We start from the raw sequence: 24,995 nt of genomic DNA, 5'->3' as shown, positions 1-24,995 counted from the left end.
GATGGTCACGGCAGCGAGGGCAGCTGGCCGATCGTCTCGTAGGTGGCCAGCTGGGCGATCCGCCTGCTGTGCCGCTCGCTGCCGGAGAACGTCGTGGTCAGGAAGACCTCGACGAACCTGGTGGCGTCCTCGATGGAATGCATGCGCGCACCGATGCTGACCACATTGGCGTTGTTGTGCTCGCGGGCCAGGCCGGCCGTCTCCTCACTCCAGGCCAGGGCCGCGCGAATGCCGCGCACTTTGTTGGCGGCGATCTGCTCGCCGTTGCCCGAGCCGCCGATCACGACCCCGAGGCTGGCGGGGTCGCCGGCGACGCCCTCGGCGGCACGCAGCACGAAGGCGGGATAGTCGTCCTCGGCGTCGTAGACGAAGGGACCGCAGTCGGTCACCTCGTGCCCGTGATCCTTCAGCCAGGACACCAGGTGGTTCTTGAGCTCATAGCCGGCATGGTCGGCACCGATGTAGACACGCACCCGACCAGTCTTCCACAGCCCCGGCGCTTGGGTTCGCGGGCTAGAGTAAGGATCTGATTGGTTGTCCAGTCCTTACGAAGGCAGGAACCCATGCGAGAGATCCGCGTCATCGGCGATCCCGTCCTGCGCACGCCCGCCGAGCCGGTCACGGATTTCGACCGCGAGCTGCGCCGCCTGATCGAGGAGATGTTCCAGGCGATGTACGCGGTCAACGGCGTGGGTCTGGCCGGCCCGCAGATCGGCGTGTCGCGGCGGCTGTTCGTCTACGACATCAACAAGCGCAAGGGCCATGTGATCAACCCGACGCTGACGGTCGACGACCCCGAGGAGATCGTCGACGAGGAGGGCTGCCTGTCGGTGCCCGACCGCCGGACGCGCCTGCCGATCTACGCCCCGGTGGCGCGCGCCGTGGGCGTGACCGTCGAAGGGCTCGACCGGCTGCAGCGGCCGGTGCGGATCAAGGCCCGCGGCTCGCTGGCGCGCTGTTTCCAGCACGAGACCGAGCACCTCGACGGCAAGCTGTACGTCGACCGCCTCCCGAAGAACGAAGCACGCAAGATCGTCCTCAACGCGTAGGTTGGGGCCATGAGCGTACTTTCTGGAAAGGGCGCATTGGTCACAGGAGGCTCCCGGGGCATCGGCAAGGCGATCGTGGAGCGGCTGCGGGAGGACGGCGCCGAGGTCGTCTTCTGTTACGAGCACTCGGAGGAAGCGGCGCGGCAGGTCGCCAAGGAGACCGGCGCGCAGGCCGTACGGGCGGATCTCGGCGGCAAGGACGACCTGCAGCGGCTGTTCGCCGAGGCGGAGGCCCGGCTGCCGGGGCTGGACATCCTCATCAACAACGCCGCCACCACCGCTGGGCAGAAGCCCATGGCGGAGGTCACGGACGAGGACTACGAGCGGGCGTTCGCGGTGAACACGCGCGCGGTGTTCCTGGCCATGCAGTGGGCGGCGCGGACGATGCGCGACGGCGGGCGCATCGTCAACATCTCCACGCTCAACACCCAGGTGCCCGCGCCCGCGCTGGCGCTCTACTGCGGCAGCAAGGGCGCGATCGAGCAGTTCGCCAAGGTGGCGGCGCGGGAGCTGGGTGGGCGCGGGATCACCGTCAACGTCGTCTCGTCCGGCGCCACCGACACCGACATGCTGCGGAACGCCAATCCGCCGGAAGCGCTGGAGCAGACCCAGGCCTTCACGGCGCTGCAGCGGCTCGGGCGGCCCGAGGACATCGCGGCGGTGGTCGCGTTTCTAGCCGGTCCCGACGGGCGGTGGGTGACCGGCCACAATCTCCTCGCCAGCGGCGGGTTGATCGTCTAGAGCTGGAGCGACTTGATCTCCAGGTATTCCTCCAGGCCGTGCTCGCCGAGCTCCCGCCCCACGCCGGACTGCTTGTAGCCGCCGAAGGGGGCCAGCGGGTTGAACTTGCCGCCGTTGATGGCGACCTGGCCGGTGCGCAGCCGGCGGGCGACCGCGACCGCGTGGTCCTCGGCGCCCGACCAGACCGCGCCGGCCAGGCCGTATTTGGTGTCGTTGGCGATCTTGACGGCCTCGTCCTCGTTCCTGTAGGGGATCAGCGACAGCACCGGGCCGAAGATCTCCTCCTGCTCGATCGTCATGCCGGGCTCCACGCTCGCGAACACGGTGGGCTCGACGTAGTAGCCGCGCTCGTGCGGCCGCTCGGTCCCCCCGGCCACCAGCCGGGCGCCCTCCTCCTGGCCGCGGTTGATGTAGCGGATCACGCGGTCGCGCTGCACCTGGGAGACCAGCGGGCCGATCCTGGTGGACTCGTCGAACGGGTCGCCGACGGTGTATTTGCCCGCGGCCTCGACGGACAGGCGGACGGCGGTGTCATATTGGTCGCGGTGGACGAGCATGCGGGTCCACGCCGAGCAGGTCTGGCCCGCGTTGACGAAGCAGTTGGCCACGCCGACCTTGACGGCCGTCTCCAGGTCGGCGTCGGGCAGGATGACGTTGGCGGACTTGCCGCCGAGCTCGAGCGCGACCCGCTTGACCGACTCGGCGGCCAGCGAGGCGACGCGGCGTCCTGCGGCCGTCGAGCCGGTGAAGGAGACCATGTCCACCTCGGGATGGGCGGCCATGGCCTCGCCCACGACCGGGCCACGCCCGCTGAGCAGGTTGAACACGCCCGGGGGCAGGCCTACCTCGTCGAAGATCTCCGCCAGCGCGTACGCCGCCAGCGGCGCGACCTCGCTCGGCTTGAGCACGACGGTGCACCCGGCGGCGAGCGCGGGACCGACCTTGCAGATGATCTGGTGCAGCGGATAGTTCCACGGCGTGATCGCCGCGACCACCCCGATCGGCTCCTTGACGACCAGCGAGTTGCCGACACGGGACTCCCGCGGGTGGCCTTCGGCGAGCGCGGCATAGGAGGCCAGCACACCGGCGGGCATCAGCGTCTGGACCTTGAGGGCGAAGCCCAGCGGCGAGCCCATGTCCGTCGCGATGGTCTTGGCGATCTCGTCGGAACGCTGTTTCAGCAGCTCGGCCGCGTCGGCGAGGAGCTTGCCGCGCTCGGCGGGGGCCGTCTGCGACCAGACGGGGAAGGCACGTCGCGCGGCGTTCGCGGCCGATTCCACATCGTCGGGGGAGCCTGCGGGCACGCGGTCGATGATCTCTTCCGTGGCCGGGTTCACGACCTCGATGGGCTCGCCGGACGCCGACGCGGTCCAGGAGCCGCCGATATACAGCTGACGCATGGCCACCATCCTGACAGTGCCGGGGACCGGCCGCGAGGGCCGGTCTCCGCCCGGGATAAGTCTTCTACACCGCTACCAGCTTCTTTTCCCCCGCCAGGGTATGGCTATTGCGCGGACAAAATGGATTTGTCAGTCAAAGACCGGTCTGCGGGTACGCGTGCGCTTCAACTCGAAGAAGTCATCGAACTCCGTGACCGCCAGCACGCCGTCCCACAGCCTGCCGGCATCCTCGCCCCTGACGATCTTGGTGATGACCGGCCCGAAGAAGGCGTTGGCCCCCACGCGGATGATCGGCGTGCCGACCTCCTGCCCGACGAGCGTGATGCCTTCGTCGTGCGAGGCGCGGATGGTCTCGTCCCACTCTTCGGACTCCATCGCGTCGGCGAGGTTCTTGTCGAGGCCGACGGCGTCGAGCGCGGCCTCGTTGATCTCGCGCAGGCGCTCCGGCTCCTTGCCCATTCCCTGGTTGTGCAGGCGGGTGCCGAGCTCGGTGTAGAGGCGCCCGACGTACTCCTCGCCGTGCTTGGCCGCGGCCGCGGCCACCACCCTGATCGATCCCATGGCCTTGGCCGCCCGGGCCTTGTAGTCCTCCGGAACGTCTTTGTCCTCGTTGAGGAAGTGCAGTGACATGAATCGGAAGCGGGGCTCGATGGGGCGTACCTGCTCGACCTCGAGCAACCACCGCGAGGTGACCCAGGCGAACGGACACGCGGGGTCGAACCAGAGGTCCACGGGAATCTTCTCAGCCATGTCTGGCCATAACCTGAAGGGGTTCGGGTCCTATTCCCACCGTGACAGGATGACGGACAACCCCGACGAAGTGGTGAAAAGGAGCGCAACTTGGCAGGCAACCTGACCCGGGACGAGGCACGCGAGCGCGCCCGGCTGCTGAAGGTCGAGTCGTACGAGGTCGCACTCGACCTGACGGAAGGGGAGGAGCGCTTCGAGAGCGTCACGACGGTCCGCTTCGGCAGCGCCACCGCGGGCGCGTCCACCTTCATCGACCTGCACGGCGCGCAGGTGCGCAAGGTGACGCTGAACGGCCGGGACCTCGACGTGACCGCATACGACGCGGAGAAGGGCCGCTTCCCGCTCCCCTCGCTGGCCGAGTCCAACGAGCTGCGGATCGACGCCGACTGCGCCTACATGCGCACCGGCGAAGGCCTGCACCGCTTCGTCGACCCCGTCGACCAGCGCGTCTACCTGCACAGCCAGTTCGAGACGGCCGACGCCCACCGCATGTACGCGTGCTTCGACCAGCCCGACCTCAAGGCCACGTTCCAGCTGACCGTGCTGGCCCCGGCCGACTGGGAGGTGATCTCCAACGCCGCCGCCGTCGACGTGGTGGACCTGCCGGAGCAGGCCGGCAAGCACGGGACTGTGCACGCCGCCAAGCGGTGGGAGTTCGCGGTCACGCCGGTCATGTCCACCTACATCACGGCGCTGGTGGCCGGGCCCTACCACAAGGTCACCTCGGAGCACGACGGCATTCCGCTCGGCCTCTACTGCCGGGCCTCGCTGGCCGAGCACCTCGACGCCGGCAACCTCTTCGAGATCACCCGGCAGGGCTTCGACTTCTTCCACCGGGTGTTCGGCGTGCGTTACCCGTTCGGCAAGTACGACCAGCTCTTCGTGCCCGAGTTCAACGCTGGCGCCATGGAGAACGCGGGCTGCGTGACGTTCCTGGAGGACTACGTCTTCCGCTCCCGGGTCACCGACGCGGTGGTCGAGCGGCGCGCCGAGACGATCCTGCACGAGATGGCGCACATGTGGTTCGGCGACCTCGTCACCATGCGCTGGTGGGACGACCTGTGGCTGAACGAGTCGTTCGCCACGTACATGTCCGTGCTCGCCCAGGCCGAGGCCACCCGGTGGGGCAAGGGCGCGTGGACGACGTTCGCGAACGTGGAGAAGGCCTGGGCCTACCGCCAGGACCAGCTGCCGTCCACGCATCCGATCGCCGCGGACATCCCGGACATGCAGGCGGTCGAGGTCAACTTCGACGGCATCACGTACGCCAAGGGCGCCTCGGTGCTCAAGCAGCTGGTCGCGTACGTGGGGCTGGACAACTTCCTGGCCGGCGTGCGCGACTACTTCGCCGAGCACGCCTGGGGCAACACCGAGCTGAAGGACCTGCTCGACGCCCTGGAGCGCACCTCGGGGCGGGACCTGTCCGCCTGGTCGAAGGAGTGGCTGGAGACGTCCTGGGTCAACACGCTGCGGCCCTCGTTCGAGGTGTCCGGCGGCCGGTTCACCCGGTTCGAGGTGCTGCAGGAGGCGCCGGCCGACTACCCGACGCTGCGCTCGCACCGCATCGCGATCGGCCTTTACTCCCTGGTGGACGGCAAGCTGACGCGGACCAGGCGGGTCGAGCTCGACGTGGTCGGCGCGCGGACGAACGTGACTCAGCTGGTCGGCGAGGAGCAGCCCGCCCTGGTGCTGCTCAACGACGACGACCTGACCTACGCCAAGGTCCGGCTCGACGACGACTCGCTGCGGACGCTGGTGGACGGCGGCATCGTGACGTTCACCGAGTCGCTGCCGCGGGCGCTGTGCTGGTCGGCGGCCTGGGACATGACCCGCGACGGCGAGATGTCCACGCGCGACTACGTCAAGCTGGTGGTCTCGGGCGCGGGCACGGTCACGGACATCACCGTGCTGCAGACGATCCTGCGGCAGGCGCGCATGGCCGCCCAGCAGTACGCGGACCCGGCGTGGCGGCCGGAGGGCCTGGCGCTGCTGGCCGGTGAGCTGCGCTCGCTGATCGGCACGGCGGGGCCGGGGTCGGACCGCCAGCTGGCGTTCCTGCAGGCGTTCGCGCCGGTGGCCACGTCGGCGGAGGACCTGGACCTGCTGCAGAGCATCCTGGACGGCACGGAGGTGCCCGAGGGACTGAGCGTGGACGCCGATCTGCGCTGGACGCTGCTGCACGCGCTGGTGACCGGCGGGCGGCGGGGTGAGCCCGACATCGAGGCCGAGCTGGAGCGGGACCCTACGGCGACGGGTGAGCGCTCGGCCGCGCAGTGCCGGGCCGCGATCCCGGCGGCCGAGGCCAAGAACGCGGCGTGGGAGCGGATCGTGGGCGGCAAGCTGGCCAACGCCATCGCCAGGACCACGATCGGCGGGTTCCAGGACCCGCACCACCCCGAGTTGCTCGAGCCGTTCCGTGCGAAATACTTCGCCGAGGTCGGGCGGATCTACAAGGAGTGGACGTTCGACCAGGCGTCGTCGTTCGCGGTGGGGTGCTTCCCCTCGCTGCTCATCGAGCAGGCGACCGTGCAGGCCGCGGAAGACTACCTGGCCGACGAGCAGCCGCCGCAGGCGTTGCGCAGGATGATCCTGGAGGGCGCCGACGGCGTCCGCCGCGCGCTGCGCAACCGCGAGAAGGACGCCGCGTCCGCCTGATCCTCAGCTGAAGGCCCCCGCCATGCCTGGCGGGGGCCTTTTGCGTTTCCGTGATGTTTCCGGCTCTTGACAGAGGGCGCCTGGACGAGAATATTTCGGTACTAACTTTACTTCTAAAGAAAGTCCCTGAACTTCATGGCAGCCACTGACCGCGGCGATCTCACCAGGACGGCGATCCTGGCCCTGCTGGGCACCGGCGGGCCGCTGAGCCGGACCGAGATAGCACGCGAGCTGGACCTCAGCCCCGCCACCGTCACGCAGCTCACCCGCGAGCTCATGGGGCACGGGATGCTCGAGGAGCTCGACCTCAAGCCGTCGCGTGGCGGGCGGCCCGCCGTGCGGCTCGGGCTGGTGGGCGGGGCCGGGCGGGCGCTGGGCGTCAAGGTGACGGCCGATCATCTGGTGCTCGTGGACGTTCGCCTGGACGGCGAGGTGCTGGGGTCGTGGGAGCGGCCGTTCGACCCGTCCGGGCCCGATGCGCTGGACGAGCTGGCGGCGGCCGTGGAGTCGGCGGTGCCGGGCGACGGGCCACCGCTCCTGGGGGTCGGCGTCGGGGTGCCGGGCAGCGTGGAGGACCAGGCGGCCGGCACGGTGAACGCGCCGACGCTGGGGTGGCAGGCGATGCCGGTCGGCGAGCGGCTGCGGCGGCGGCTGCGGCTCCCGGTGCTGGTGGAGAACGACGTGAACGCGCTGGCGGTGGCCGAGCGGCTGTATGGGCGGGGGCGTACGCACCGGGACTTCCTCGTGGTGACGATCGGCCGCGGCGTGGGCGCGGCGATCGTCACCGACGGCCGGGTGTACCGGGGGGCGCGGGGCGGCGCGGGCGAGTTCGGCCACCTGCCGGTGGACCCGGAGGGACCGGTGTGCGGCTGCGGCGCCCGCGGCTGCCTGGAGGCGTTCGTGGGATCGGCGGGCCTGCTCGCGGCGGCCCGCGCCAAATCCGGCGATCGCGCGGACGCACCCGCCGCACCCGACGGGAGGGACGGGCGCGGCGGGCGTGATCCGCTCGGGGCGGTGGCGGCGCTAGGGCGGGCCGCCGCGGGCGGCGACCCGGTGGCACGTGCCGTGTTCGAAGAGGCCGGCGCGATCCTGGGGCGGGCCACCGCCGGGCTGATCAACGTCGTGGATCCGGAGGTCGTGGTCGTGCTCGGCGAGGGCACGGCGGACTGGCCGCTCTGGCGGGACGGCTTCGAGCAGGCCCTCAGGGCGCAGCTCTACCCGGGGCGGCGCGACATCTCCGTCGAAGTGGAGAGCTGGGACGACACGAGCTGGGCGCAGGGGGCGGCGGCGCTGGTGCTGGCGACCCCGTTCGACGCGGCGGGCGCGGCGGGAGAGCAGGGCCGCCTGGTGCGTGCCCGGCTGATCGGAGCCACCCCATGAGCGCCCCATCCGCCCGCACGAGCGAGGAGACGACCCCATGACCCTCACCGCGGCCCCGCCGAAAGCGCGGGCCACGCACCAGCGGGCCAAACCGCGCAAGGGCTGGCGGTACGCCGGGACCGTCGCGGTGTTCCTGCTGCCGAGCCTCGTCCCCCTGACGCTCTACACGATCATCCCCATGCTCGGCTCGCTCTGGACGAGCCTGCACGAGTGGGACCTCATCACCGAGATGCGCTGGGTCGGCCTGGGCAACTACATCGAGCTGATCGGCGATCCGGAGACCCGGGCGGCCTTCCTGCACACGCTGTACTTCATCGCCGGCTATCTGCCGGTCGTCTATGTGGGCGGTCTGGGCCTGGCGGTGCTCCTCAACCGGGCGATGGCCGGGCGGAGCCTGCTGCGCGGGGTGTACTTCCTGCCGGTGATCACCAGCTGGGTCGTCGTGGCGCTGATGTGGAAGTGGCTGCTCAACCCGGCCAGCGGCATCGTCAACTGGGCCCTCGGCCTGTTCGGGATCAGCGGCCCCGGCTGGTGGACCGACCCTGACTGGGCCATGCCGTCGATCATCCTCGCCTCGGCCTGGAAGGACCTGGGCTTCGTGATGATCATCCTGCTGGCCGGACTCCAGGCGATCCCCCGCGAGTACCAGGAGGCCGCCATGGTCGACGGCGCCACGGCGTGGCGCAGGTTCCGGCACATCACGCTCCCGTTGTTGTCCCCTTCGACGTTCTTCGTGGTCGTGATCTCGCTCATCAACGGCTTCCAGGTCTTCGACCAGGTCAAGATCATGACGGGGGGCGGGCCCGGTGGGGCGACGCAGGTGGTCGTGTCGCAGATCTACGACCTCACCTTCAGGTACGGCCGGGCCGGCGCGGCCTCGGCGCTGTCCTGGTTGCTGTTCGCGGTGGTGCTGATCGTGACGATCGTGCAGATCCGGGGGCAGAGGCGGTGGGTGACGTATGGGTAAGATCCTCCGCTACCTCCTGGTCGGGTTGGGCGCGCTGGTGATGTTGTTCCCGTTCGCGTGGGCGGTGATCACCTCCATCACGCCGGGCGACGCCGTGCTGGCCGTGCCGCCTGACTTCACGCCCGAGGGCGCGAGCCTGGACGCGTACGGCAAACTGCTCGAGACGCTGCCGTTCTGGCGGATCGTGGCCAACAGCGCCTGGATCGGCGCGGCCTCGACCCTGTTGCAGCTCATCACCAGCGCGATGGCCGCCTACGCGTTCGCCCGGCTGCCGTTCCCCGGCCGGGGCGCGTTGTTCGCGGTGTACCTGGCGACGTTGATGATGCCGCTGCCGGTGCTGGTCGTGCCGCTGTTCATCGAGATGCGCACGTTCGGTCTCGTCGACACGTACTTCGCGTTGCTCGCGCCGACGATCGCCTCGGCGTTCGGGGTGTTCCTGCTGCGACAGGCGATCAACCAGGTGCCGCGGGAGTTCGACGAAGCGGCCGTGCTGGACGGCGCCGGCCATTTCCGGATCTTCCTGTACGTGGTGCTGCCGCTGATCCGGCCGGCGCTGGCCACGTTCGCCATCTTCGGCTTCATGGCCAGCTGGAACAGCTATCTCTGGCCGCTGATCATCATCAAGTCGCCCGAGTTCATGACGCTCCCGCTGGGCCTGGCCACGTTGCACGGCCAGTTCACCACGCAGTGGGACGTGGTCATGGCGGGGTCGGTGATCAGCGTCGTACCGATCCTCATCCTCTATGTCTTCGCGCAGAAGCACGTCATCGCCAGCGTCGCGCAGAGCGGGCTCAAGTAAAGGAATCCCCCCATGACCAGAAAAGTCACCATCGCCACCGTGGCAGCCCTCGCATTGCTCGCCTCCGCCTGCTCCCAAGGGTCGGCCACCAAGGCCCCCTCCGGCGCCGACGGCAAGACCACCGTGCGCTACTTCACCTTCTCCGCGGCCCCCGACCATCTCAAGGACCTCGACACGATCGAGAAGGCCTTCGAGAAGGAGAACCCGAAGGTGGACGTGGTCGTCGAGACCGCGCCCTTCGAGGAGTACTTCACCAAGCTCCAGACCAGCATCGCCGGCGGCACCGCGCCGGACGCGTTCGAGCTCAACTACGAGAACTTCGTCACCTACGCCAGCGCGGGCTCCCTGCTCGACCTGAGCACGGTGGGCGGAGACGGCGACACCTCGGTCTACGCGCAGGAGTCGCTCAACGCGTTCAAGCGGGACGGCAAGCAGTACGCGCTGCCCGCCTCCTTCTCCACGGTCGTGCTCTTCTACAACAAGGACCTCTTCAAGAAGTCCGGGGTGGCCGAGCCCACGGCGGACTGGACGTGGGCCGACGAGCAGGCCGCCGCGGCCAAGCTGACCGACAGGAAGAAGGGCGTGTACGGCGACTTCCAGCCGGTGCAGTTCTTCGAGTTCTACAAGACGCTCAAGCAGGCGGGCGGCGAGTTCCTGTCCGCCGACGGCAAGAAGTCCGCCTTCAACAGCCCCGAGGGCGTCAAGGCCGCCACGTGGCTGGTCGGCAAGGTCGGCAAGTCGATGCCGACCGAGGCCGAGATCGGCGGCACCGCCGACTACGACACGAACCTGTTCAAGTCCGGCAAGCTCGCCATGTGGCACAACGGCATCTGGCAGTTCGCGGGCCTGAAGGACGTGCCGTTCGAGTGGGACGTGGTCGTCGAGCCCGGTGACGCCGGCAAGGCCAGCGCGGTCTTCCACAACGCCGTCGCGGTCTCGTCCGGCACCAAGGCCGGCAAGGACGCCTACGCGTGGGCCCGCTTCCTGTCGTCGTCGAACGTCGCCGCCACCACCCGCATCCAGTCGTCCTGGGAGCTGCCGCCGGTCGCCGATCAGCAGGTGCTCTCCGGCTACCTCAAGGACCCGAAGCCGGCCAACCGGCAGGCCGTGTTCGACTCCCTCAAGTCGATCGCGCTGCCGCCGGTCATCAAGCGTCAGCAGGAGATGCAGGACGCAGTGACCAAGCAGCTGACCGAGGCCGCCGCCGGCCGCACGTCCGTGGAGGACGCGCTCAAGGCCGCGGCCGCCGACGTCGACGCCCTGCTCGCGTAATTCGTAAGGAGAAGACCCGTTGTCCCTCGTCGCGCACAGCCTCGACGTGATCACGAGATTGCAGTCGCCCACCGGGGCCTATCCGGCCTCGCCCACCTTCTCCGCCTACCGCGGCTACTCCTGGCTGCGGGACGGGGCGTTCATCGCTGAGGGGGTGAGCAGGCACGGTGACGTGGCCGGGGCGGACGCCTTCCACGCCTGGTGCGCCCGCGTGGTCGGCGACCGGGCGGGCCAGGTGGACTCGCTGGTCTCCCGGGCCGCGCGCGGTGAGAGCGTGCCCGTCTCGGAGATGTTGCCGACCCGCTTCACGCTCGACGGGATGGACGGCGCGGACGACTGGTGGGACTTCCAGCTCGACGGGTACGGCACGTGGCTCTGGGCGCTGCGCGAGCACGCCGTACGGCACGGCAGGGCGGTGCCCGGAGTCGAGAAGGGGGTCAGGGCGGCGGCCAGGTATCTGACGGCGTTCTGGCACCTGCCCTGCTACGACTGGTGGGAGGAGCACGTCGAGCAGCGGCACGTGGCCACGCTGGGCTCGGTCCATGGGGGCCTGCGGGCCGCCCTCGCGCTCGGCGTGCTGAGCTCGGCGGAGGAGACGGCCGCGCTGGAGGCGGTCGAGGGCGTCGCCGAGCTGGTCGAGCGCGAGGGCGTCACCGGCGGGCGGCTGCGTAAGTGGCTCGGGAGCGACGCCGTGGACGGCAGCCTGCTGGCGTGCGTGGAACCGTTCGGGCTGTATCCGGCCGGGCATCCGGTCGGGGCGGCGACGGTTGCCGAGGTCGAGCGGCAGCTGGCGAGGGACGGCGGCGTGTACCGCTACCTCGCCGACACCTTCTACGGCGGGGGCCGGTGGGTGCTGCTTGCCGGGTTCCTCGGCTGGAACCACGCGGCGGCGGGGCGGCCTGCCGAGGCCCGCCGCTATCTGGACTGGATGGCGGCTCAGGCGACGCCGGAGGGGGATCTGCCCGAGCAGGTGTCGGACCTGCTGCTGGCCCCCGGGCGGCTGCAGGAGTGGCTCCACCGGTGGGGGCCGGTGGCGACGCCGCTGTTGTGGTCGCACGGGATGTACCTGATCCTCGCGGACGAACTGGGGGTGCGGGCATGAGCATGAGGCATCGGCCGTTCGGGTCGGGGCATCCGTACGCGACGACCGAGGACCAGCGGGTGCCCGCCCGGCCGCTCGACGGCGAGGCGGTGGAGTTGCGGGTGCGGGCCTCGGCGGGTGTTGAGGCGGTCGTCTGCGAGTGGGTCGTGGACGGGGACGCGCCACTGGAGTTGTCGCTGGCCCCTCGCAACGCCGAGCCGGGGGCCGGCCGGGACGCGGGCACGCAGGCGGTGCCGGGCGCCAGCGCGCCGGGCACGGCTGGCGGTGCTGGCGCGCCCGACACGGCTGGCGGTGCTAGCGCGCCGAGCATGGCTGGCGGCGCTGGCGGAGCTATCGGTGCTGACGGCCTCGCTGCTGACGGCCTCGGTGCTGAAGGTGGCGGGGCTGGCGGGGCTGTGGGTGCTGGCGCGGTCAGCGGGGCCGACGGGGCGGTCGACGGCGGGCATCTCGCCGCCGCGCAGGCCAGGGCCGCTCGCGCCGCGGCCGGATCGTGGGCCGTGCGGACGCCGGTCCTGGAGGCAGGGCGCCGCTATTCCTACCGCTTCCGGGCCACCTTGGCCGGCGGCGGGAGCCGTACCAGCCGGTGGTTCGAGGTGTCGGCGGCCAGCTGGTCGGACGACGGCGGGAAGCTGGACGTCAGGGGCGCCGACCGGATCGTGCCCGGGAGCGTGCGGTGGCTGGCGGACGCGGACGGCGTGCTGCGGGTGCGGTTCGAGGTGGCGCTCGCGCCCGAAGAACACGTGGTCGGGTTCGGCGAGCGGTTCGACGCCGTGGATCAGCGCGGGCGCGACGGAGCTCGGCTCGACGCGGTCGTCTTCGAGCAGTACAAGGCGCAGGGGCGGCACGGGCGCACCTACCTGCCGATGCCGTTCGCGCTGGTCGTGGGCGAGGAGGTGAGCTGGGGGCTGCACGTGGCGACCTCGCGGCGCACCTGGTACGACGTCGGCGATCGGCTGCTGGTGGAGGCAGAGGTGGGGCGCGACGGCATGCTCGGCGTGCGCTTCCACGACGGGCCCGAGCCTGCGGACGTGCTCCGCGGGTTCCTGGACGACGTCGGGCGGCCGGCCGAGTTGCCGTCGTGGGTGTTCCGGCTCTGGGCCAGCGGCAACGAGTGGAACACGCAGGAACGCGTGATGGCCGAGATGGACCGGCACCGCGAGCACGGGATCCCCGTCGGCGCGCTGGTCATCGAGGCGTGGAGCGACGAGACGACGTTCACGGCCTTCCGCGGGGCCGCGTACGAGGCGTCGGAGGAGCCGCATCGCCTGGCCGACTACACCTTCCCGGCCGACGGCCCATGGCCCGACCCCAAGGGCATGGTGGACGAACTGCACGAGCGCGACATCAAGGTGCTGCTCTGGCAGATCCCGCTGCAGAAGATGCGCCCGCATCCCCGGCATCAGGCCGCCGTGGACGCCCGGCAGCTCGTCGAGCACGGGTACGGGGTGCGGGAGGCGGACGGCCGGCCGTACCGGAACCGAGGGTGGTGGTTCCCGCTCGCGCTCATGCCCGACCTGTCGTCGCAGGAGGTCCGCGACTGGTGGACGGCCAAGCGCCGCTATCTGGTCGAGGAGGTCGGGGTCGACGGGTTCAAGACCGACGGCGGCGAGCACGCCTGGGGGCACGACCTGCGGTATGCCGACGGGCGGGACGGCGCGGAAGGCAACAACCTCTTTCCCGTCCACTACGCCCGCGCCTTCGGCGATCTGCTGCGGGCGTGCGGGAAGGCGCCGGTGACGTTCAGCAGGGCCGGGTTCGCCGGGTCGCAGCCGCACGGGGCGTTCTGGGCCGGGGACGAGGACTCCACGTGGGAGGCGTTCCGGTCCTCCGTCAGGGCCGGGATCACGGCTTCGGCCTGCGGGATCGTGTACTGGGGATGGGACCTGGCCGGGTTCTCCGGCGAGGTGCCGGACGCCGAGTTGTACCTGCGGGCGGCCGGGGCGGCGGCGTTCATGCCGATCATGCAGTACCACTCGGAGTTCAACCATCACCGCACGCCCATCAGGGACCGCACGCCGTGGAACGTGGCCGGCCGGACCGGGGACGAGCGGGTGATCCCGGTGTTCAGGCGGCTCGTGGAGGTGCGCGAGCGGCTGGTGCCGTACCTGGCGGAGCAGGCGCGGCAGGCCGTGGGCGGCGGGGTGCCGCTGATGCGCGGGCTGTTCTTCGACCACCCGCACGACCCGGACGTGTGGCGGTATCCGCTGCAGTACAAGCTCGGGGACGCGTTGCTCGTCGCCCCCGTCACCGAGCCTGAGGTTTCGGAAATTTCCGTCTATCTACCAGAAGGCGAGTGGATCGACGTCTGGACGGGACGCGCCCTCTCTGGCGGCAGGGAGGTACGACTGCCCGCACCGCTCGACCGCCCGCCCGTCCTCTGTGCCGCCGAGCACTGGTCCCGCCTCTCCCCCGTGTTCGCTGCCTGAGAAGGAGTATCCGTGAGCCGGTTACGGTCGGCCGTCATCGTGGTGGTGATCGCCTTGTCAGCGTCCTTCGTCTCCGTCCCCGCCGCCCTCGCGCTCGCGGGGGTGCACCACAGTCCGACCGGAATCGACGATCTCTACTCGGCCGAGCCGACGGAACGGGTGCCGCGTGACCCGATGGCCGGCGAGGCCGTCCAGATCAAGGCCACGACCTGGCCGATCGAGCCGGGCCAGACGGTCTGGGTCACGTGGACCAAGAACGGGGCGAACCAGACCCCGGTCGGCGCGGCCTGGGACTACAACAGCGGCGGCAACAGCTACTGGAAGATCAACTTAGGCACGTTCGCCCGAGGCGACAAGATCTCCTACACGGTCAACGCGGACGTGAACGGGGGCGGGCAGAAGAGCGTCGGCCCGTTCACGTTCACCGTCACCTCCTGGAGCACGGTGACGAACGTGACCGGCTTCACCAACAACGGCACGTCGGTGGATGTCACGACCGGGGACAGCGCGGGGAGCTTCACGCCGAAGATCCGCTTCGCGTTCCCGGCGCCCGACCGGTTCAGGACCCAGATCGCCCCCAGCGGGCAAGGTCTGAACATTTCCGGAGTGTCCGGCTATACGGTGACCGACTCGGCGAGCACGCTCACGATCTCCACCAGCTCGCTCGTCCTGAAGATCCAGAAGTCGCCGTACCGGCTGTCGGTCTACAAGGGCGACGGCACGACGCTGATCACCCGCCAATACGATCCCGCGACGTTCAGGAACATCGGCTGGGCCAGCGACGGCGCCACCACGATCATCAAGATCGAGGACCACTTCATGTCCCCGGCCGGCGAGCGCTTCGAGGGCTTCGGCGAGCGTTACGACCGGCTCGACCAGCGCGGCACCGATGTGCACAATTACGTCTACAACCAGTACAGGGACCAGGGCGCCACCCGGCGCACCTACCTGAGTGTGCCGTTCTTCCTCAACTCGGCAGGCTACGGCGTCTATCTCCCGACCAACCGGTACGCGATCTTCAACCTCAGCACGCATCTGCCCGACCTGGCCGGATTCACGGTGGACACCGGCGGCGGCCTCGACTCGACGCTGGACTACCACTTCTACGCGGGCACGCCGGCCGAGATCCTGGACGACTACACGGCGACCTCGGGCCGTCCGCTACTGCCACCCAAGTGGGCCTTCGGCGTGTGGATGTCGGCCAACGAGTGGAACACCCAGGCCGAGGTGAACGCCGCGCTGGCCAACGTGGCGGCGTACAAGATCCCGCACACGGCCATGGTGCTGGAGCAGTGGAGTGACGAGGCCACCTTCTACGTGTGGCACGGCGCGACGTACACCCCCAAGCCGGGCAGCGGCAAGCTCTCCTACGGCGACCTGACCTTCCCGGCCGGCACGGCGTGGCAGGATCCGAAGGCGATGGTGGACAACGCCCACAGCAAGGGGATCAAGATGATCCTCTGGCAGATCCCGGTGTTCAAGGAGAACTTCGACACCAATCCGCCGACCGCTCCGCAGCAGCACCTCAACGACAAGGCATACGCGGAATCGCAGGGCTACGTCGCGAAAAATCCGGCTAACGGCCCTTATCGCATCCCGACCGGCCAGTGGTTCGGCGACAGCATGGTCCCCGACTTCACCAGCACGGCCGCGACCGCCTGGTGGATGAGCAAACGCGACTACCTGATCGACGAGATCGGCATCGACGGCTTCAAAACCGACGGCAGCGAGGCCATCTTCGGCCGGGGCGTGCAGTTCGCCGACGGCCGCAAGGGCGACGAGATGCACAACGCCTACCCCAACAGCTACACCGGCGCATACAACACCTACGTCAAGGGCAAGCGGCCGGATGGCGCGGTCTTCAGCCGGGCCGGCACGGCAGGCGCCCAGACCAGGTCGATCTTCTGGGCCGGCGACCAGAACTCGAGCTTCTCCGCCTTCCAGGAGGCGGTCAGGGCGCAGCTCAGCGCGGGCCAGTCGGGGGTGCCGTACACGGCCTGGGACATGGCGGGCTTCACCGGGACCTTCCCGAGCGCGGAGCTTTACCTGCGCTCGGCGGCGCAGGCGACATTCTCCCCGATCATGCAGTATCACTCGGAGAAGGCCGATCCGGGCACGTCGGAGGCCCGCACGCCGTGGAACGTGCAGGCCCGCACCGGCGACACGAGCGTGGTGCCGGCCTTCCGCAGGTTCGCCAACGTGCGCATGAACCTGATCCCCTACCTCTACACCGAGGCCAAGGCGAGCGCGACCACGGGCGTGCCGATGATGCGCGCGATGAGCTTCGCCTTCCCCGGCGACGCGACGGCCGCGGCCCTGGACCAGCAGTACATCTTCGGCTCGCAGCTGCTCGTCGCGCCGATCACCGCTCAGGGCGCGACCTCGAAGAACGTGTACGTGCCCGCCGGTGAGTGGTACGACCTGTGGAACGGCGGCCGCTTCACCGGTCCCGGCACCAAGACCTACAACGCCGGCCTGGACACGATCCCGGTCTACGCCAAGCCGGGCGCGATCATCCCGCTCAACCTCAACGCCGATTACCAGCTCGGCGGCGAGATCGGCAACAGCGTGGACACCTACACCAACCTGACCTTCCGGATTTATCCGTCGGGCACCACCTCATACGCATATTTCGAGGACAGCGCGAACGCCACCCGCACCGTCACCTCGGCGGAGAACTGGGCCGGGCACGCGGTGACCGTCACCGTGCCGCCGCTGACCACGACCAGCACCTTGCAGGTGGCGAGCACCAAGCCCGCCTCCGTCACGGGCGCGACGGAGCTCGGCGCCCGCGCCTCGCTGGCCGACCTCAAGGCCGCCGCCGAGGGCTGGTGGTGGGACCCGGTCCAGCAGCTCACCCACGTCAAGCTCGCAAGCAGCGGCTCCAGCAGGACAGTGACCCTCAACGGCGTGGACAAGGCAGGCTACGAGGCCGAGTTCGCGACGGGCACCGGCACCTCGACGAACACCGACCACGCCGGCTTCACGGGGACCGGCTTCGCAGACGGCTTCGCGACGTCGGGCGACGCGGTGACGTTCCAGGTCAAGGCCGACGCGGCCGGCAGCCACCGGCTCATCTTCCGCTACTCGACCACCGTGAACGCCACCAGGACCGTCTACGTGGACGGCGTGTCCGCCGGCACGCTGTCACTGCCCGCGCTGGCGAACTGGGACACGTGGGGCACCGCCACGCTCACCACGTCCCTGACCGCGGGCGCCCATACCGTCAAGATCGCCTATGACACGGCGAACACCGGCGGGATCAACCTCGACAACCTGGTGGTGGCCCGATGATGGGGGGCGCCATGACCCGCGCGCTCGTCTTCTTGGCGGCCTTGCTCATGCCCTCCCTCGTGGCGTCCTCCGCCCAGGCGGCGGTCCAGCGCGTGCAGTTCACCAGCGGGCCGGCGTACCTGATCGTGGAGTTCCTCGACGACGACCTCGTGCACTTCGAGCTCGCCAACGGGACGAGCCCCGGCGTGAACGACTCGATCTTCACCACGCCGCAGGTCGCGAAGAAGGACTACCTGGGCCCGACCAGCTTCACCCAGTCGGGCAACACGCTCACCACGCCCGCCATGAAGGTCGAAGTCACGGCCGGGACGTTGTGCGTCAAGGTCTCGGACCCGGCAAGGCTGCTCTACGAGGCGTGCCCGCGCAATCTCGCCCAGGCGTGGAAGGGCCTGACCATCACCAAGAGCTCGATCCAGAACGCCTACGGCCTGGGCGAGCAGTTCTTCATGGGCGGCAGCGCCGACGGCGACTGGGTGGGCCGCACCCGCTCCCCCGGCGGCGCCTACGGCAACGCCATGGTCTTCGACACCGACAACGGCCCGGTCGGCAACACGCAGATCCCGGTGCTCTTCGCGGTGGGGGCGTCGAACCTGAATTACGGCCTCCTGCTCGACCAGGTCTACAAGCAGGAGTGGAACCTGACCGGCTCCCCCTGGACGGTGGACACCTGGGGCGACCAGCTCCGCTGGTACACGATGACCGGGCCCGACCTGCCGGACCTGCGCAAGGACTACATGGAGCTGACCGGCAGGCCGCCGGTGCCACCGAAGAAGGCGTTCGGCATGTGGGTGTCGGAGTTCGGCTACGACAACTGGGCCGAGATCGACAACCGGCTCAGCGGGCTCCGTGCCGACGCGTTCCCGGTGGACGGGTTCGTGCTGGACCTGCCCTGGTTCGGCGGGGTGACGGCCGGCTCGGACAACACCCGCATGGGCACGCTCTCCTGGGACCCGACCGCCTTCCCCAACACCTCCGCCACGATCAACGACTACGCGACGAACAAGGGCATCGGCCTGATGACCATAGAGGAGTCGTACGTCGGCAAGAACCTGCCCGAACACGCCGACCTGGCCGCGCGCGGCTATCTCGTCAGATCGGGCTGCCCGGGCTGCGCCCCCGTCTACCTGACGACCAATGACTGGTGGGGCCGGGGCGGCATGATCGACTGGACGCAGGACGCGGCCGCCGACTACTGGCACACGCTCAAGCGGCAACCCCTCGCCGACCAGGGTGTCCAGGGCCACTGGCTGGACCTGGGCGAGCCGGAGATGTACGACGCCGGGGACTGGACCTCCGGCGTGCTGCCCGGCAAGCACGCCCACGCCGACTACCACAACGTCTACAACCTGAAGTGGGCCGAGAGCGTGGCCCGCGGCTACGCCTCCGGCACCAAGCGCCCGTTCATGCTCGCCCGCTCCGGCGCGGCCGGCATCCAGCGGCACGGCGTCGCGATGTGGTCGGCCGACATCGGCTCCAAGCTGACCGCGCTGGCCCAGCAGCAGAACGTGCAGATGCACATGTCGATGTCCGGCATCGACTACTTCGGCTCCGACATCGGCGGCTTCCGCAGGGAAATGCTGAATTCAGACCTGAATGAGCTCTACACGCAGTGGTTCGCCAATGGCGCCTGGTTCGAGGTGCCGGTCCGCCCGCACACGGAGAACCTGTGCAACTGCGCCCAGACCTCGCCCGACAAGATCGGCCACAAGGCCAGCAACCTGGCCAACCTACGCCAGCGGTACGAGCTCGCGCCCTACTACTACTCGCTGGCCCACCGCGCCCACCGCTTCGGCGAGCCCGTGGTGCCGCCGCTGGTGCACTACCACCAGAACGACCCGAACGTACGCGAGATGGGCCACCAGAAGCTCATCGGCCGTGACCTGCTCGTCGGCGTCGTGGCAGGCGCCGGCGAACGCGACCGCGACGTCTACCTGCCCGCCGGCACCTGGTACGACTACGCCACCGGCGAGAAGCTCACCAGCTCCGGCCAGTGGTTCACCGACCGCCCGCTGTGGGTCAACGGGGTGTTCCGGCTGCCTGCCTTCGCCCGGGCGGGGGCGATCATCCCGAAGGCGCACGTCGACGACAAGACCATGAACGCGATGGGCAAGCGGACCGACGGCACGACCAGGAACGAGCTGATCGCCCGCGTGTACCCGGACACCACGTCCACCGATTTCACCCTTTACGAGGACGACGGGGCCACGACGGCGTACCAGAGCGGCTCCGTCCGCACGACACAGATCAGCCAGCAGCTCAGCGGCGCCACGGCCACCGTCACCGTCGCCGCCTCCAGCGGCGACTACAGCGGCGCGCCGTCCAGCAGGCCGACCGTGGTGGAGCTGGTCGCCGGCACCCAGGCGTCGGCCGTCACGCTGAACGGATCCCCGCTCACCCAGCACGCCACCAAGACCGCCTTCGACGCGGCCGCCGCCGGCTGGTACAACGCGGGCGGCAACCTCATCGTCGCCAAGGCGGCGAGCGCGAGCGTCACCACGGCCAAGACGTTCGCGTTCACGCTCGGCCAGGCGCCGGCCTCGATGACGTTCAGGTGCGACAACGGCACCACCGCTCCCGGCCAGTCGGTCTACGCCGTCGGCAGCGCCCCGCAGCTCGGGTCCTGGTCCGTGGCGAGCGCGGTCAAGCTGTCACCCACGGCATATCCGACCTGGACCGGCACCATCGGCACACTGCCGCCGAACACCGCCGTCGAGTGGAAGTGCGTCAAACGCCAGGAATCCGGCTATCCAGACACCGCTGACCTGTGGGAACCAGGCGCCAACACCTCCTTCACCACCCCCGCCACCGGCAACGGCGGCACGACCACCGGCTCCTTCTGAAACCTACGGCGACATCGCCGTTACGCTCCCCCGAGTTTGGCCATGTCAGCGAACGCCCGGTGTTAGCCTCGATGGCGTGCTAGGCGCGGGGACCACCCTCAATGACCGCTACATGCTGGCCCACCGCCTCGGCGGTGGGGGCATGGGCGAGGTGTGGCGTGCCGACGACACGGTTCTCGGGCGCGCCGTCGCCGTCAAGGTGCTCATCCCGGCCCTGACCGAAAACCCCACGTTCGCCCAGCGCTTCCAGAACGAGGCCAGGGCCATGGCCACGCTGACCCACCCCGGCGTGGTCGACGTCTACGACTACGGCATCGCTGACGTCAACGGCCGCCAGGTGAGCTTCCTGGTCATGGAGCACGTGCCGGGCGAGTCGCTCGACCGCGTGCTGCGGCGTGGCCCGCTGGGCGTGGAGGCCACCATGCGCCTGGTCGCGGAGGTCGGCGACGCGCTGGCCGCCGCGCACGCGCAGGGCATCGTGCACCGCGACGTCAAACCCGCCAACCTCATGATCAGGCCCGACGGCGGCGTGGCGCTCACCGACTTCGGCATCGCCCACTCGGTCTCGGCAGGCCACCTGACGGCCACCGGCACGATGTTGTGCTCGGCGGGCTACTGCGCGCCGGAGATGGCCACCGCCAGCGAGGTGACGCCGGCGGTGGACGTCTACGCGCTGGGCGTGGTGGCCTACGAGTGCCTGACCGGTCGCCTGCCGTTCCAGGGCGACACGCCCGTGCAGATCATCTTCAAGCATCTCAACTCTCCCGTGCCGCCCCTGCCCGCCGAGGTGCCGCCAGGGCCGCGGCAGGTGGTCGAGCGTGCGCTGGACAAGGCGCCGGACCGGCGCTGGCCCTCGGCTGCGCTGATGGCCGAGGCCGCGCGCAGGGCGCTGGCCACACCCGGCACGGCACCCGCGCCGCGCCGCGGCCGTGCCATGAGAGCGGCGCTCACCGCGGCAGCCGCCGTGGTCGTGACCGCCGCCGTGGCAGGCGCCGTCTGGCTGCGCCCGGTCACGCCCACGGTCCTCGACGAGGTGCCGCCGACCGTGCAGGGCACCTCGGTCACGGCCGCGCCCACCGCGCCGCCCTCGACCAGGCAACAGTCCGCACCGCCGACCAGGCGCGCCCCGAGCTCCAAGCCGACCAGGGTGACGACCCCGGCGCCGAGCCCTTCGGCGACGGTCACGCCGACCAAGCCGACCAGCTCGCCCACCTCCAAGCCCACCACGTCCGAGCCCACGCAGGAGCCGTCTCAGGAGCCGACCACGCCCGGGCCCGAGGAGCCGTCGTCCGAGCCCACCGAGGGCAAGCCGACGAGCGACATTCAGTGCATACGTGAGCCATGTCCGTAATCGCTTCTCGCTCGTGAGAAAGTCGTCGCGTGGATACCACTCGTGACCTCCTGATCGCCCTCGCCCGCCGTTACGCCTTCGCCGACCTCGGAGCGCTCGCGCCGGCGGCGGAGATCTCCGAGGTGTGCGAGTTCGGGCAACGGCTGCTCTCGCTCGACGCGGAGGACTTCGCGGTCGAGGCGAAGGTGGTGCCCGCCGAGCTGCGGCGGCGGGCGCGGGCCTGCCACATGCCGCAGACGCCGCGCGAGCAGCCGCGGGGGGCGCTGGAGTCCCTGCGGCCGGCCTATGGGCTGCTGCTCGAGGTGATCGCCGTACGCTGGCACCGTCGCGAGCTGAGCCCGATGATCGCCGCCGTGCACATCGCCAGCGAATACCTGCCGCTGCTGGCGTTCGAGCCACAGCTCGGCCATGCCGGGGACCCCGCCCGCTGGCCCGAAGGGCTGAGCGCGACCGGCAGCAGGTTCGGCGTGATCGGCGACCGCGAATGCGACCACACCAAGTCCGAGCAGTCCGCCACCAACCGGACACTGCGGGTCTCCACGGAGCCGAACGAGGGCTGGCGCGCGTATTTCGACCGCCAGCACAGCCAGGTGGCCGGAGCACTCGCCGTATGCGTCGCCGCCTGCCGCAACCCCTGCACGGCCATGGACTGGATCGCCCCGGAACCCTACGCCGACCTGCAACTACGCGCCCGCACGGCCCTGTCCTTCGCCGACACCCCGCTGGTAAGGCTGCGCCACGCGGCACCGGTAGGCCACGGCTTCGGCGTCCCCTCACCCGAAGAGGTCCTCGACGCCTGGGACCGCAGCCGCACCGCCCTGGACAAGAACCCGATAGGCGGTGCCGCCATGAAGGACGACGGCTTCCCCCTGCCAGGCCTGCCGTCCCTCTTCTCCTCGATCGCCGCCGCCGAAATCCAGCCGGCCACACTGCTGAACGGCGTGAGCGACCACATCGTCACGCTGCTGGAGCGGCTCTGAACCACGGAGCCGGTCAACTAGACGCTCCGTCACGGCGAGCAACCCGTGAGCCTTCACGACCGGCCATGACAGACGGCAGGAACTACGGCGCGTGCGGTGACGCTGGGCGACCGTAAAGGACGGTTGTTCTCAAGGCGCGCGGTGACGCTGGGCGACCGTAAAGGATGGTTGTCCTCAAGGCGCGGTGACGCTGGGCGACCGTAAAGGATGGTTGTTTGGGGTTAGGGACGGCGAGAGGTCGATGCTTCGCCGAGCGACGCGATGCCGTACAAGATGCCACCGATCACGTCGCCGACGCTGAACGCGGTGGCCATGGACATGGCGGTGAGGCGGCAGGCGTTGTCGCTCAGCCGCCGCCTGGCGCGCTCTCCCGTCACGATCTCCAGCCCTCGCCCCTTGACGTCCACCAGGATCACCACGGCGTCGTCCGCTTCCTCGCCGAGGGCGGCGTGCAGGCGCTCGGCGAAGTGCCGCCGCCCGCCGACCGGCTCCCCGAGGAACAGCCCGAACCGGAGCCCGCTGCGCTGCTCGGCAGCCCGCAGGGCCTTCCTGATGTCGTCCGCCTGAGCGGTGGTCAGTCCTCGCATCGTCAGCCTCACCATCCGGCGGACGCGCCGCCGACGTGCCGGCCCGGCTCCGCCGTCTCGGCCGCGGCCACCCAGTCGGCCTCGGGAACGGTGGCCCAGTGCGCCACCCGGTCGGCCAGCACCAGGCCCGAGGTGCTCACGCCGCGTTCGCTGCCCGACGGGCCGCCCAGCCACACGGGGCCGGACTCCACCCTCCGCTGCACGCTGCGTCCAGGCACCATGACCAGCAGGCTGATCAGCACGAACAGCCCCATGGAAACCCCGAAGAGAAAGAGCAGGATCTCTGCTGCGCCGTCCACACCATGAACGTAAACCTCGTGAGCGAGTCCGGCCAGACCCCATACGGGCGAAGGGTTAGGATCTTGTACGACCCGTAAGCCTCTCTAGAGAAGAACGTTAGTAATACCCGGAAACCGGGCGTAGAACACGAAGAGCTGGGCCATAAAACTATGGACAGGGCAACACTAGGAATCAGTCAGATGTGCGGGCTACGGTGAGTGACGTGGACTCCGACAAACAGCGAGAAGACGGTCACAACGCGTCACCTATCTGGGTGAGCGACCGGCCAGAAAGCGAGCAGACCGCCGCCGCAAAGCCATCGGCGCCCACCTCCACCTACGCGCCCGTCGAGCGCGCGTCCGTGCGTAGCCTGCTGCAGCAACCGCGTTTCCGCCGCCTGCGCAACCGCCTGCTGGCGGCCGTCGGCGTGGCCTTGGTCGTGGGCTTCCTCGTGGGGGACTGGCGGGTCGGCGTGACCGCGGGCGTGGTCGCGGCGATCCTGGAGGCGGTTTACCGCGCGCGTTCCAACTCCTCCGTGCCCGCCTGGCGGCGCGCGTCCGTGGCGGAGCGACGCACCGAGGCACAGCTGCGCAAGCTGGAGCGCCTGGGTTACCGCACGCTGCACGCCCGGGCGATCCCGAACAGCGAGGCCCAGATCGACCACCTCGTGGTGGGCCCCACAGGCGTGTACGCGGTCGACTCCGAGAAGTGGGACAAACGCCTTCCCGTACGCGTGCAGATGGGCAAGAAGCTCTTCCACGGCCCCTTCGACCAGAAGGCCAGGCTCAACGAGGCCAAGTGGGAGGCGTCGCAGGCAGGCGAGCTGATCAGCAGGTCGTTCGGCCGCGAGGTGTCGGTCGTGCCCTCGCTCGCCATCTACGGCCCTGCCGTGCCCTGGAAGATCATGACGATCCGCGGCGTGGACGTCTACCAGGGTGACCGTGCCCGCAAATGGATCACCAAGCGGGAGCGGGCGCTGACCACCATGGAGATCGACCGGATCTACGACATCGCCGCCAGGGAGCTTCCCGCCCGCTACGGTGAGGACTGACCCACTCCCCACGACGCGTCCGGCGCTCCCACCGTGCGCGGCGTCATGTTGGCCTGGCTTCGGTTGCGCCAC

At 69.8% G+C, this 24,995-nt stretch carries 19 protein-coding genes; 14 read left to right on the top strand and 5 right to left on the bottom strand.

Annotation, left to right across the window (positions count from 1 at the left end; genetic code table 11):
* Window positions 1–5: 5 nt before the first annotated feature.
* A complete protein-coding gene (locus OHA25_RS25840) occupies window positions 6–473 on the bottom strand; it encodes a ribose-5-phosphate isomerase (RefSeq protein WP_327590082.1) in 468 nt (155 codons plus the stop codon).
* Between the two features lie 90 nt (window positions 474–563).
* Between OHA25_RS25840 and def the strand changes: the two genes are divergently transcribed.
* Window positions 564–1,049 (top strand): peptide deformylase, encoded by a 486-nt coding sequence (gene def / locus OHA25_RS25835; protein ID WP_305915159.1) that lies wholly within the window; start codon window positions 564–566, stop codon window positions 1,047–1,049.
* 9 nt (window positions 1,050–1,058) lie between these two features.
* Window positions 1,059–1,790: an SDR family oxidoreductase gene (locus OHA25_RS25830; protein WP_327590081.1), complete on the top strand. Its 732-nt coding sequence runs from the start codon at window positions 1,059–1,061 to the stop codon at window positions 1,788–1,790.
* On the opposite strand, the gene OHA25_RS25825 is transcribed toward OHA25_RS25830, so the two are convergent.
* Both OHA25_RS25825 and OHA25_RS25820 read right to left on the bottom strand, forming a co-directional pair.
* The gene (locus tag OHA25_RS25825) at window positions 1,787–3,190 is read right to left on the bottom strand and encodes an aldehyde dehydrogenase family protein (protein ID WP_327590080.1); all 1,404 of its coding nucleotides are present in this window, start codon (window positions 3,188–3,190) and stop codon (window positions 1,787–1,789) included. The genes OHA25_RS25830 and OHA25_RS25825 overlap by 4 nt on opposite strands.
* Window positions 3,191–3,319: 129 nt before the next feature.
* Window positions 3,320–3,940: a DsbA family protein gene (locus OHA25_RS25820; protein ID WP_327590079.1), complete on the bottom strand. Its 621-nt coding sequence runs from the start codon at window positions 3,938–3,940 to the stop codon at window positions 3,320–3,322.
* A 90-nt stretch (window positions 3,941–4,030) separates the two neighbouring features.
* Here OHA25_RS25820 and pepN point away from each other — a divergent pair, with 90 nt between their 5' ends.
* From pepN to OHA25_RS25765, 11 genes are all read left to right on the top strand, one after another.
* Entirely contained in the window at window positions 4,031–6,595 is a 2,565-nt protein-coding gene (pepN, locus tag OHA25_RS25815; RefSeq protein WP_327590078.1) for an aminopeptidase N, read from the top strand.
* A 135-nt stretch (window positions 6,596–6,730) separates the two neighbouring features.
* Window positions 6,731–7,975 carry an ROK family transcriptional regulator gene (locus OHA25_RS25810; RefSeq protein WP_327590077.1) on the top strand — a complete coding sequence of 415 codons (1,245 nt, stop codon included), beginning with the start codon at window positions 6,731–6,733 and terminating at the stop codon, window positions 7,973–7,975.
* Window positions 7,976–8,012: 37 nt separating this feature from the next.
* On the top strand, window positions 8,013–8,942 hold the full coding sequence (locus tag OHA25_RS25805) for a carbohydrate ABC transporter permease (protein ID WP_327590076.1): 930 nt from the start codon (window positions 8,013–8,015) through the stop codon (window positions 8,940–8,942).
* Window positions 8,935–9,741 carry a carbohydrate ABC transporter permease gene (locus tag OHA25_RS25800; RefSeq protein ID WP_327590075.1) on the top strand — a complete coding sequence of 269 codons (807 nt, stop codon included), beginning with the start codon at window positions 8,935–8,937 and terminating at the stop codon, window positions 9,739–9,741. The genes OHA25_RS25805 and OHA25_RS25800 overlap by 8 nt, the downstream gene beginning before the upstream one ends.
* A 12-nt stretch (window positions 9,742–9,753) precedes the next feature.
* Window positions 9,754–11,013 (top strand): ABC transporter substrate-binding protein, encoded by a 1,260-nt coding sequence (locus tag OHA25_RS25795; RefSeq protein WP_327590074.1) that lies wholly within the window; start codon window positions 9,754–9,756, stop codon window positions 11,011–11,013.
* A gap of 19 nt (window positions 11,014–11,032) precedes the next feature.
* Window positions 11,033–12,115 (top strand): glycoside hydrolase family 15 protein, encoded by a 1,083-nt coding sequence (locus OHA25_RS25790; protein ID WP_327590073.1) that lies wholly within the window; start codon window positions 11,033–11,035, stop codon window positions 12,113–12,115.
* On the top strand, window positions 12,112–14,541 hold the full coding sequence (locus OHA25_RS25785; protein ID WP_327590072.1) for a glycoside hydrolase family 31 protein: 2,430 nt from the start codon (window positions 12,112–12,114) through the stop codon (window positions 14,539–14,541). Before OHA25_RS25790 ends, OHA25_RS25785 begins: the two co-directional genes overlap by 4 nt.
* A 12-nt stretch (window positions 14,542–14,553) precedes the next feature.
* Complete coding sequence (locus OHA25_RS25780; RefSeq protein WP_327590071.1) at window positions 14,554–17,835, top strand: TIM-barrel domain-containing protein; 3,282 nt, start codon at window positions 14,554–14,556, stop codon at window positions 17,833–17,835.
* An 11-nt stretch (window positions 17,836–17,846) separates the two neighbouring features.
* Entirely contained in the window at window positions 17,847–20,675 is a 2,829-nt protein-coding gene (locus OHA25_RS25775; RefSeq protein WP_327590070.1) for a TIM-barrel domain-containing protein, read from the top strand.
* A gap of 76 nt (window positions 20,676–20,751) precedes the next feature.
* The gene (locus OHA25_RS25770) at window positions 20,752–22,026 is read left to right on the top strand and encodes a serine/threonine-protein kinase (protein WP_327590069.1); all 1,275 of its coding nucleotides are present in this window, start codon (window positions 20,752–20,754) and stop codon (window positions 22,024–22,026) included.
* A 29-nt stretch (window positions 22,027–22,055) separates the two neighbouring features.
* A complete protein-coding gene (locus OHA25_RS25765; protein WP_327590068.1) occupies window positions 22,056–23,006 on the top strand; it encodes a hypothetical protein in 951 nt (316 codons plus the stop codon).
* A 221-nt stretch (window positions 23,007–23,227) separates the two neighbouring features.
* Here the strand turns inward: OHA25_RS25765 and OHA25_RS25760 are convergent, their stop codons facing one another.
* A complete protein-coding gene (locus tag OHA25_RS25760; protein WP_305915174.1) occupies window positions 23,228–23,593 on the bottom strand; it encodes a TPM domain-containing protein in 366 nt (121 codons plus the stop codon).
* Between the two features lie 8 nt (window positions 23,594–23,601).
* The gene (locus OHA25_RS25755; RefSeq protein ID WP_305915175.1) at window positions 23,602–23,892 is read right to left on the bottom strand and encodes a hypothetical protein; all 291 of its coding nucleotides are present in this window, start codon (window positions 23,890–23,892) and stop codon (window positions 23,602–23,604) included.
* Window positions 23,893–24,095: 203 nt separating this feature from the next.
* Here OHA25_RS25755 and OHA25_RS25750 point away from each other — a divergent pair, with 203 nt between their 5' ends.
* Window positions 24,096–24,923: a nuclease-related domain-containing protein gene (locus tag OHA25_RS25750; protein WP_327590067.1), complete on the top strand. Its 828-nt coding sequence runs from the start codon at window positions 24,096–24,098 to the stop codon at window positions 24,921–24,923.
* Window positions 24,924–24,995: the final 72 nt, after the last annotated feature.

The sequence above is a fragment of the Nonomuraea sp. NBC_00507 genome (assembly GCF_036013525.1).
Taxonomy (GTDB): domain Bacteria; phylum Actinomycetota; class Actinomycetes; order Streptosporangiales; family Streptosporangiaceae; genus Nonomuraea.
The sequence above is the reverse complement of the archived record's forward strand: the minus strand, read 5'-3'. Positions and strand labels throughout refer to the sequence as shown.

Bases quoted from the DNA above. Each gene is read 5' to 3' on its own strand.
- def (WP_305915159.1), top strand. From the start codon at position 564: ATGCGAGAGATCCGCGTCATCGGCGATCCCGTCCTGCGCACGCCCGCC.
- OHA25_RS25830 (WP_327590081.1), top strand. From the start codon at position 1,059: ATGAGCGTACTTTCTGGAAAGGGCGCATTGGTCACAGGAGGCTCCCGG.
- OHA25_RS25825 (WP_327590080.1), bottom strand. From the start codon at position 3,190: ATGCGTCAGCTGTATATCGGCGGCTCCTGGACCGCGTCGGCGTCCGGC.
- OHA25_RS25820 (WP_327590079.1), bottom strand. From the start codon at position 3,940: ATGGCTGAGAAGATTCCCGTGGACCTCTGGTTCGACCCCGCGTGTCCG.
- OHA25_RS25810 (WP_327590077.1), top strand. From the start codon at position 6,731: ATGGCAGCCACTGACCGCGGCGATCTCACCAGGACGGCGATCCTGGCC.
- OHA25_RS25805 (WP_327590076.1), top strand. From the start codon at position 8,013: ATGACCCTCACCGCGGCCCCGCCGAAAGCGCGGGCCACGCACCAGCGG.
- OHA25_RS25800 (WP_327590075.1), top strand. From the start codon at position 8,935: ATGGGTAAGATCCTCCGCTACCTCCTGGTCGGGTTGGGCGCGCTGGTG.
- OHA25_RS25795 (WP_327590074.1), top strand. From the start codon at position 9,754: ATGACCAGAAAAGTCACCATCGCCACCGTGGCAGCCCTCGCATTGCTC.
- OHA25_RS25785 (WP_327590072.1), top strand. From the start codon at position 12,112: ATGAGCATGAGGCATCGGCCGTTCGGGTCGGGGCATCCGTACGCGACG.
- OHA25_RS25775 (WP_327590070.1), top strand. From the start codon at position 17,847: ATGACCCGCGCGCTCGTCTTCTTGGCGGCCTTGCTCATGCCCTCCCTC.
- OHA25_RS25760 (WP_305915174.1), bottom strand. From the start codon at position 23,593: ATGCGAGGACTGACCACCGCTCAGGCGGACGACATCAGGAAGGCCCTG.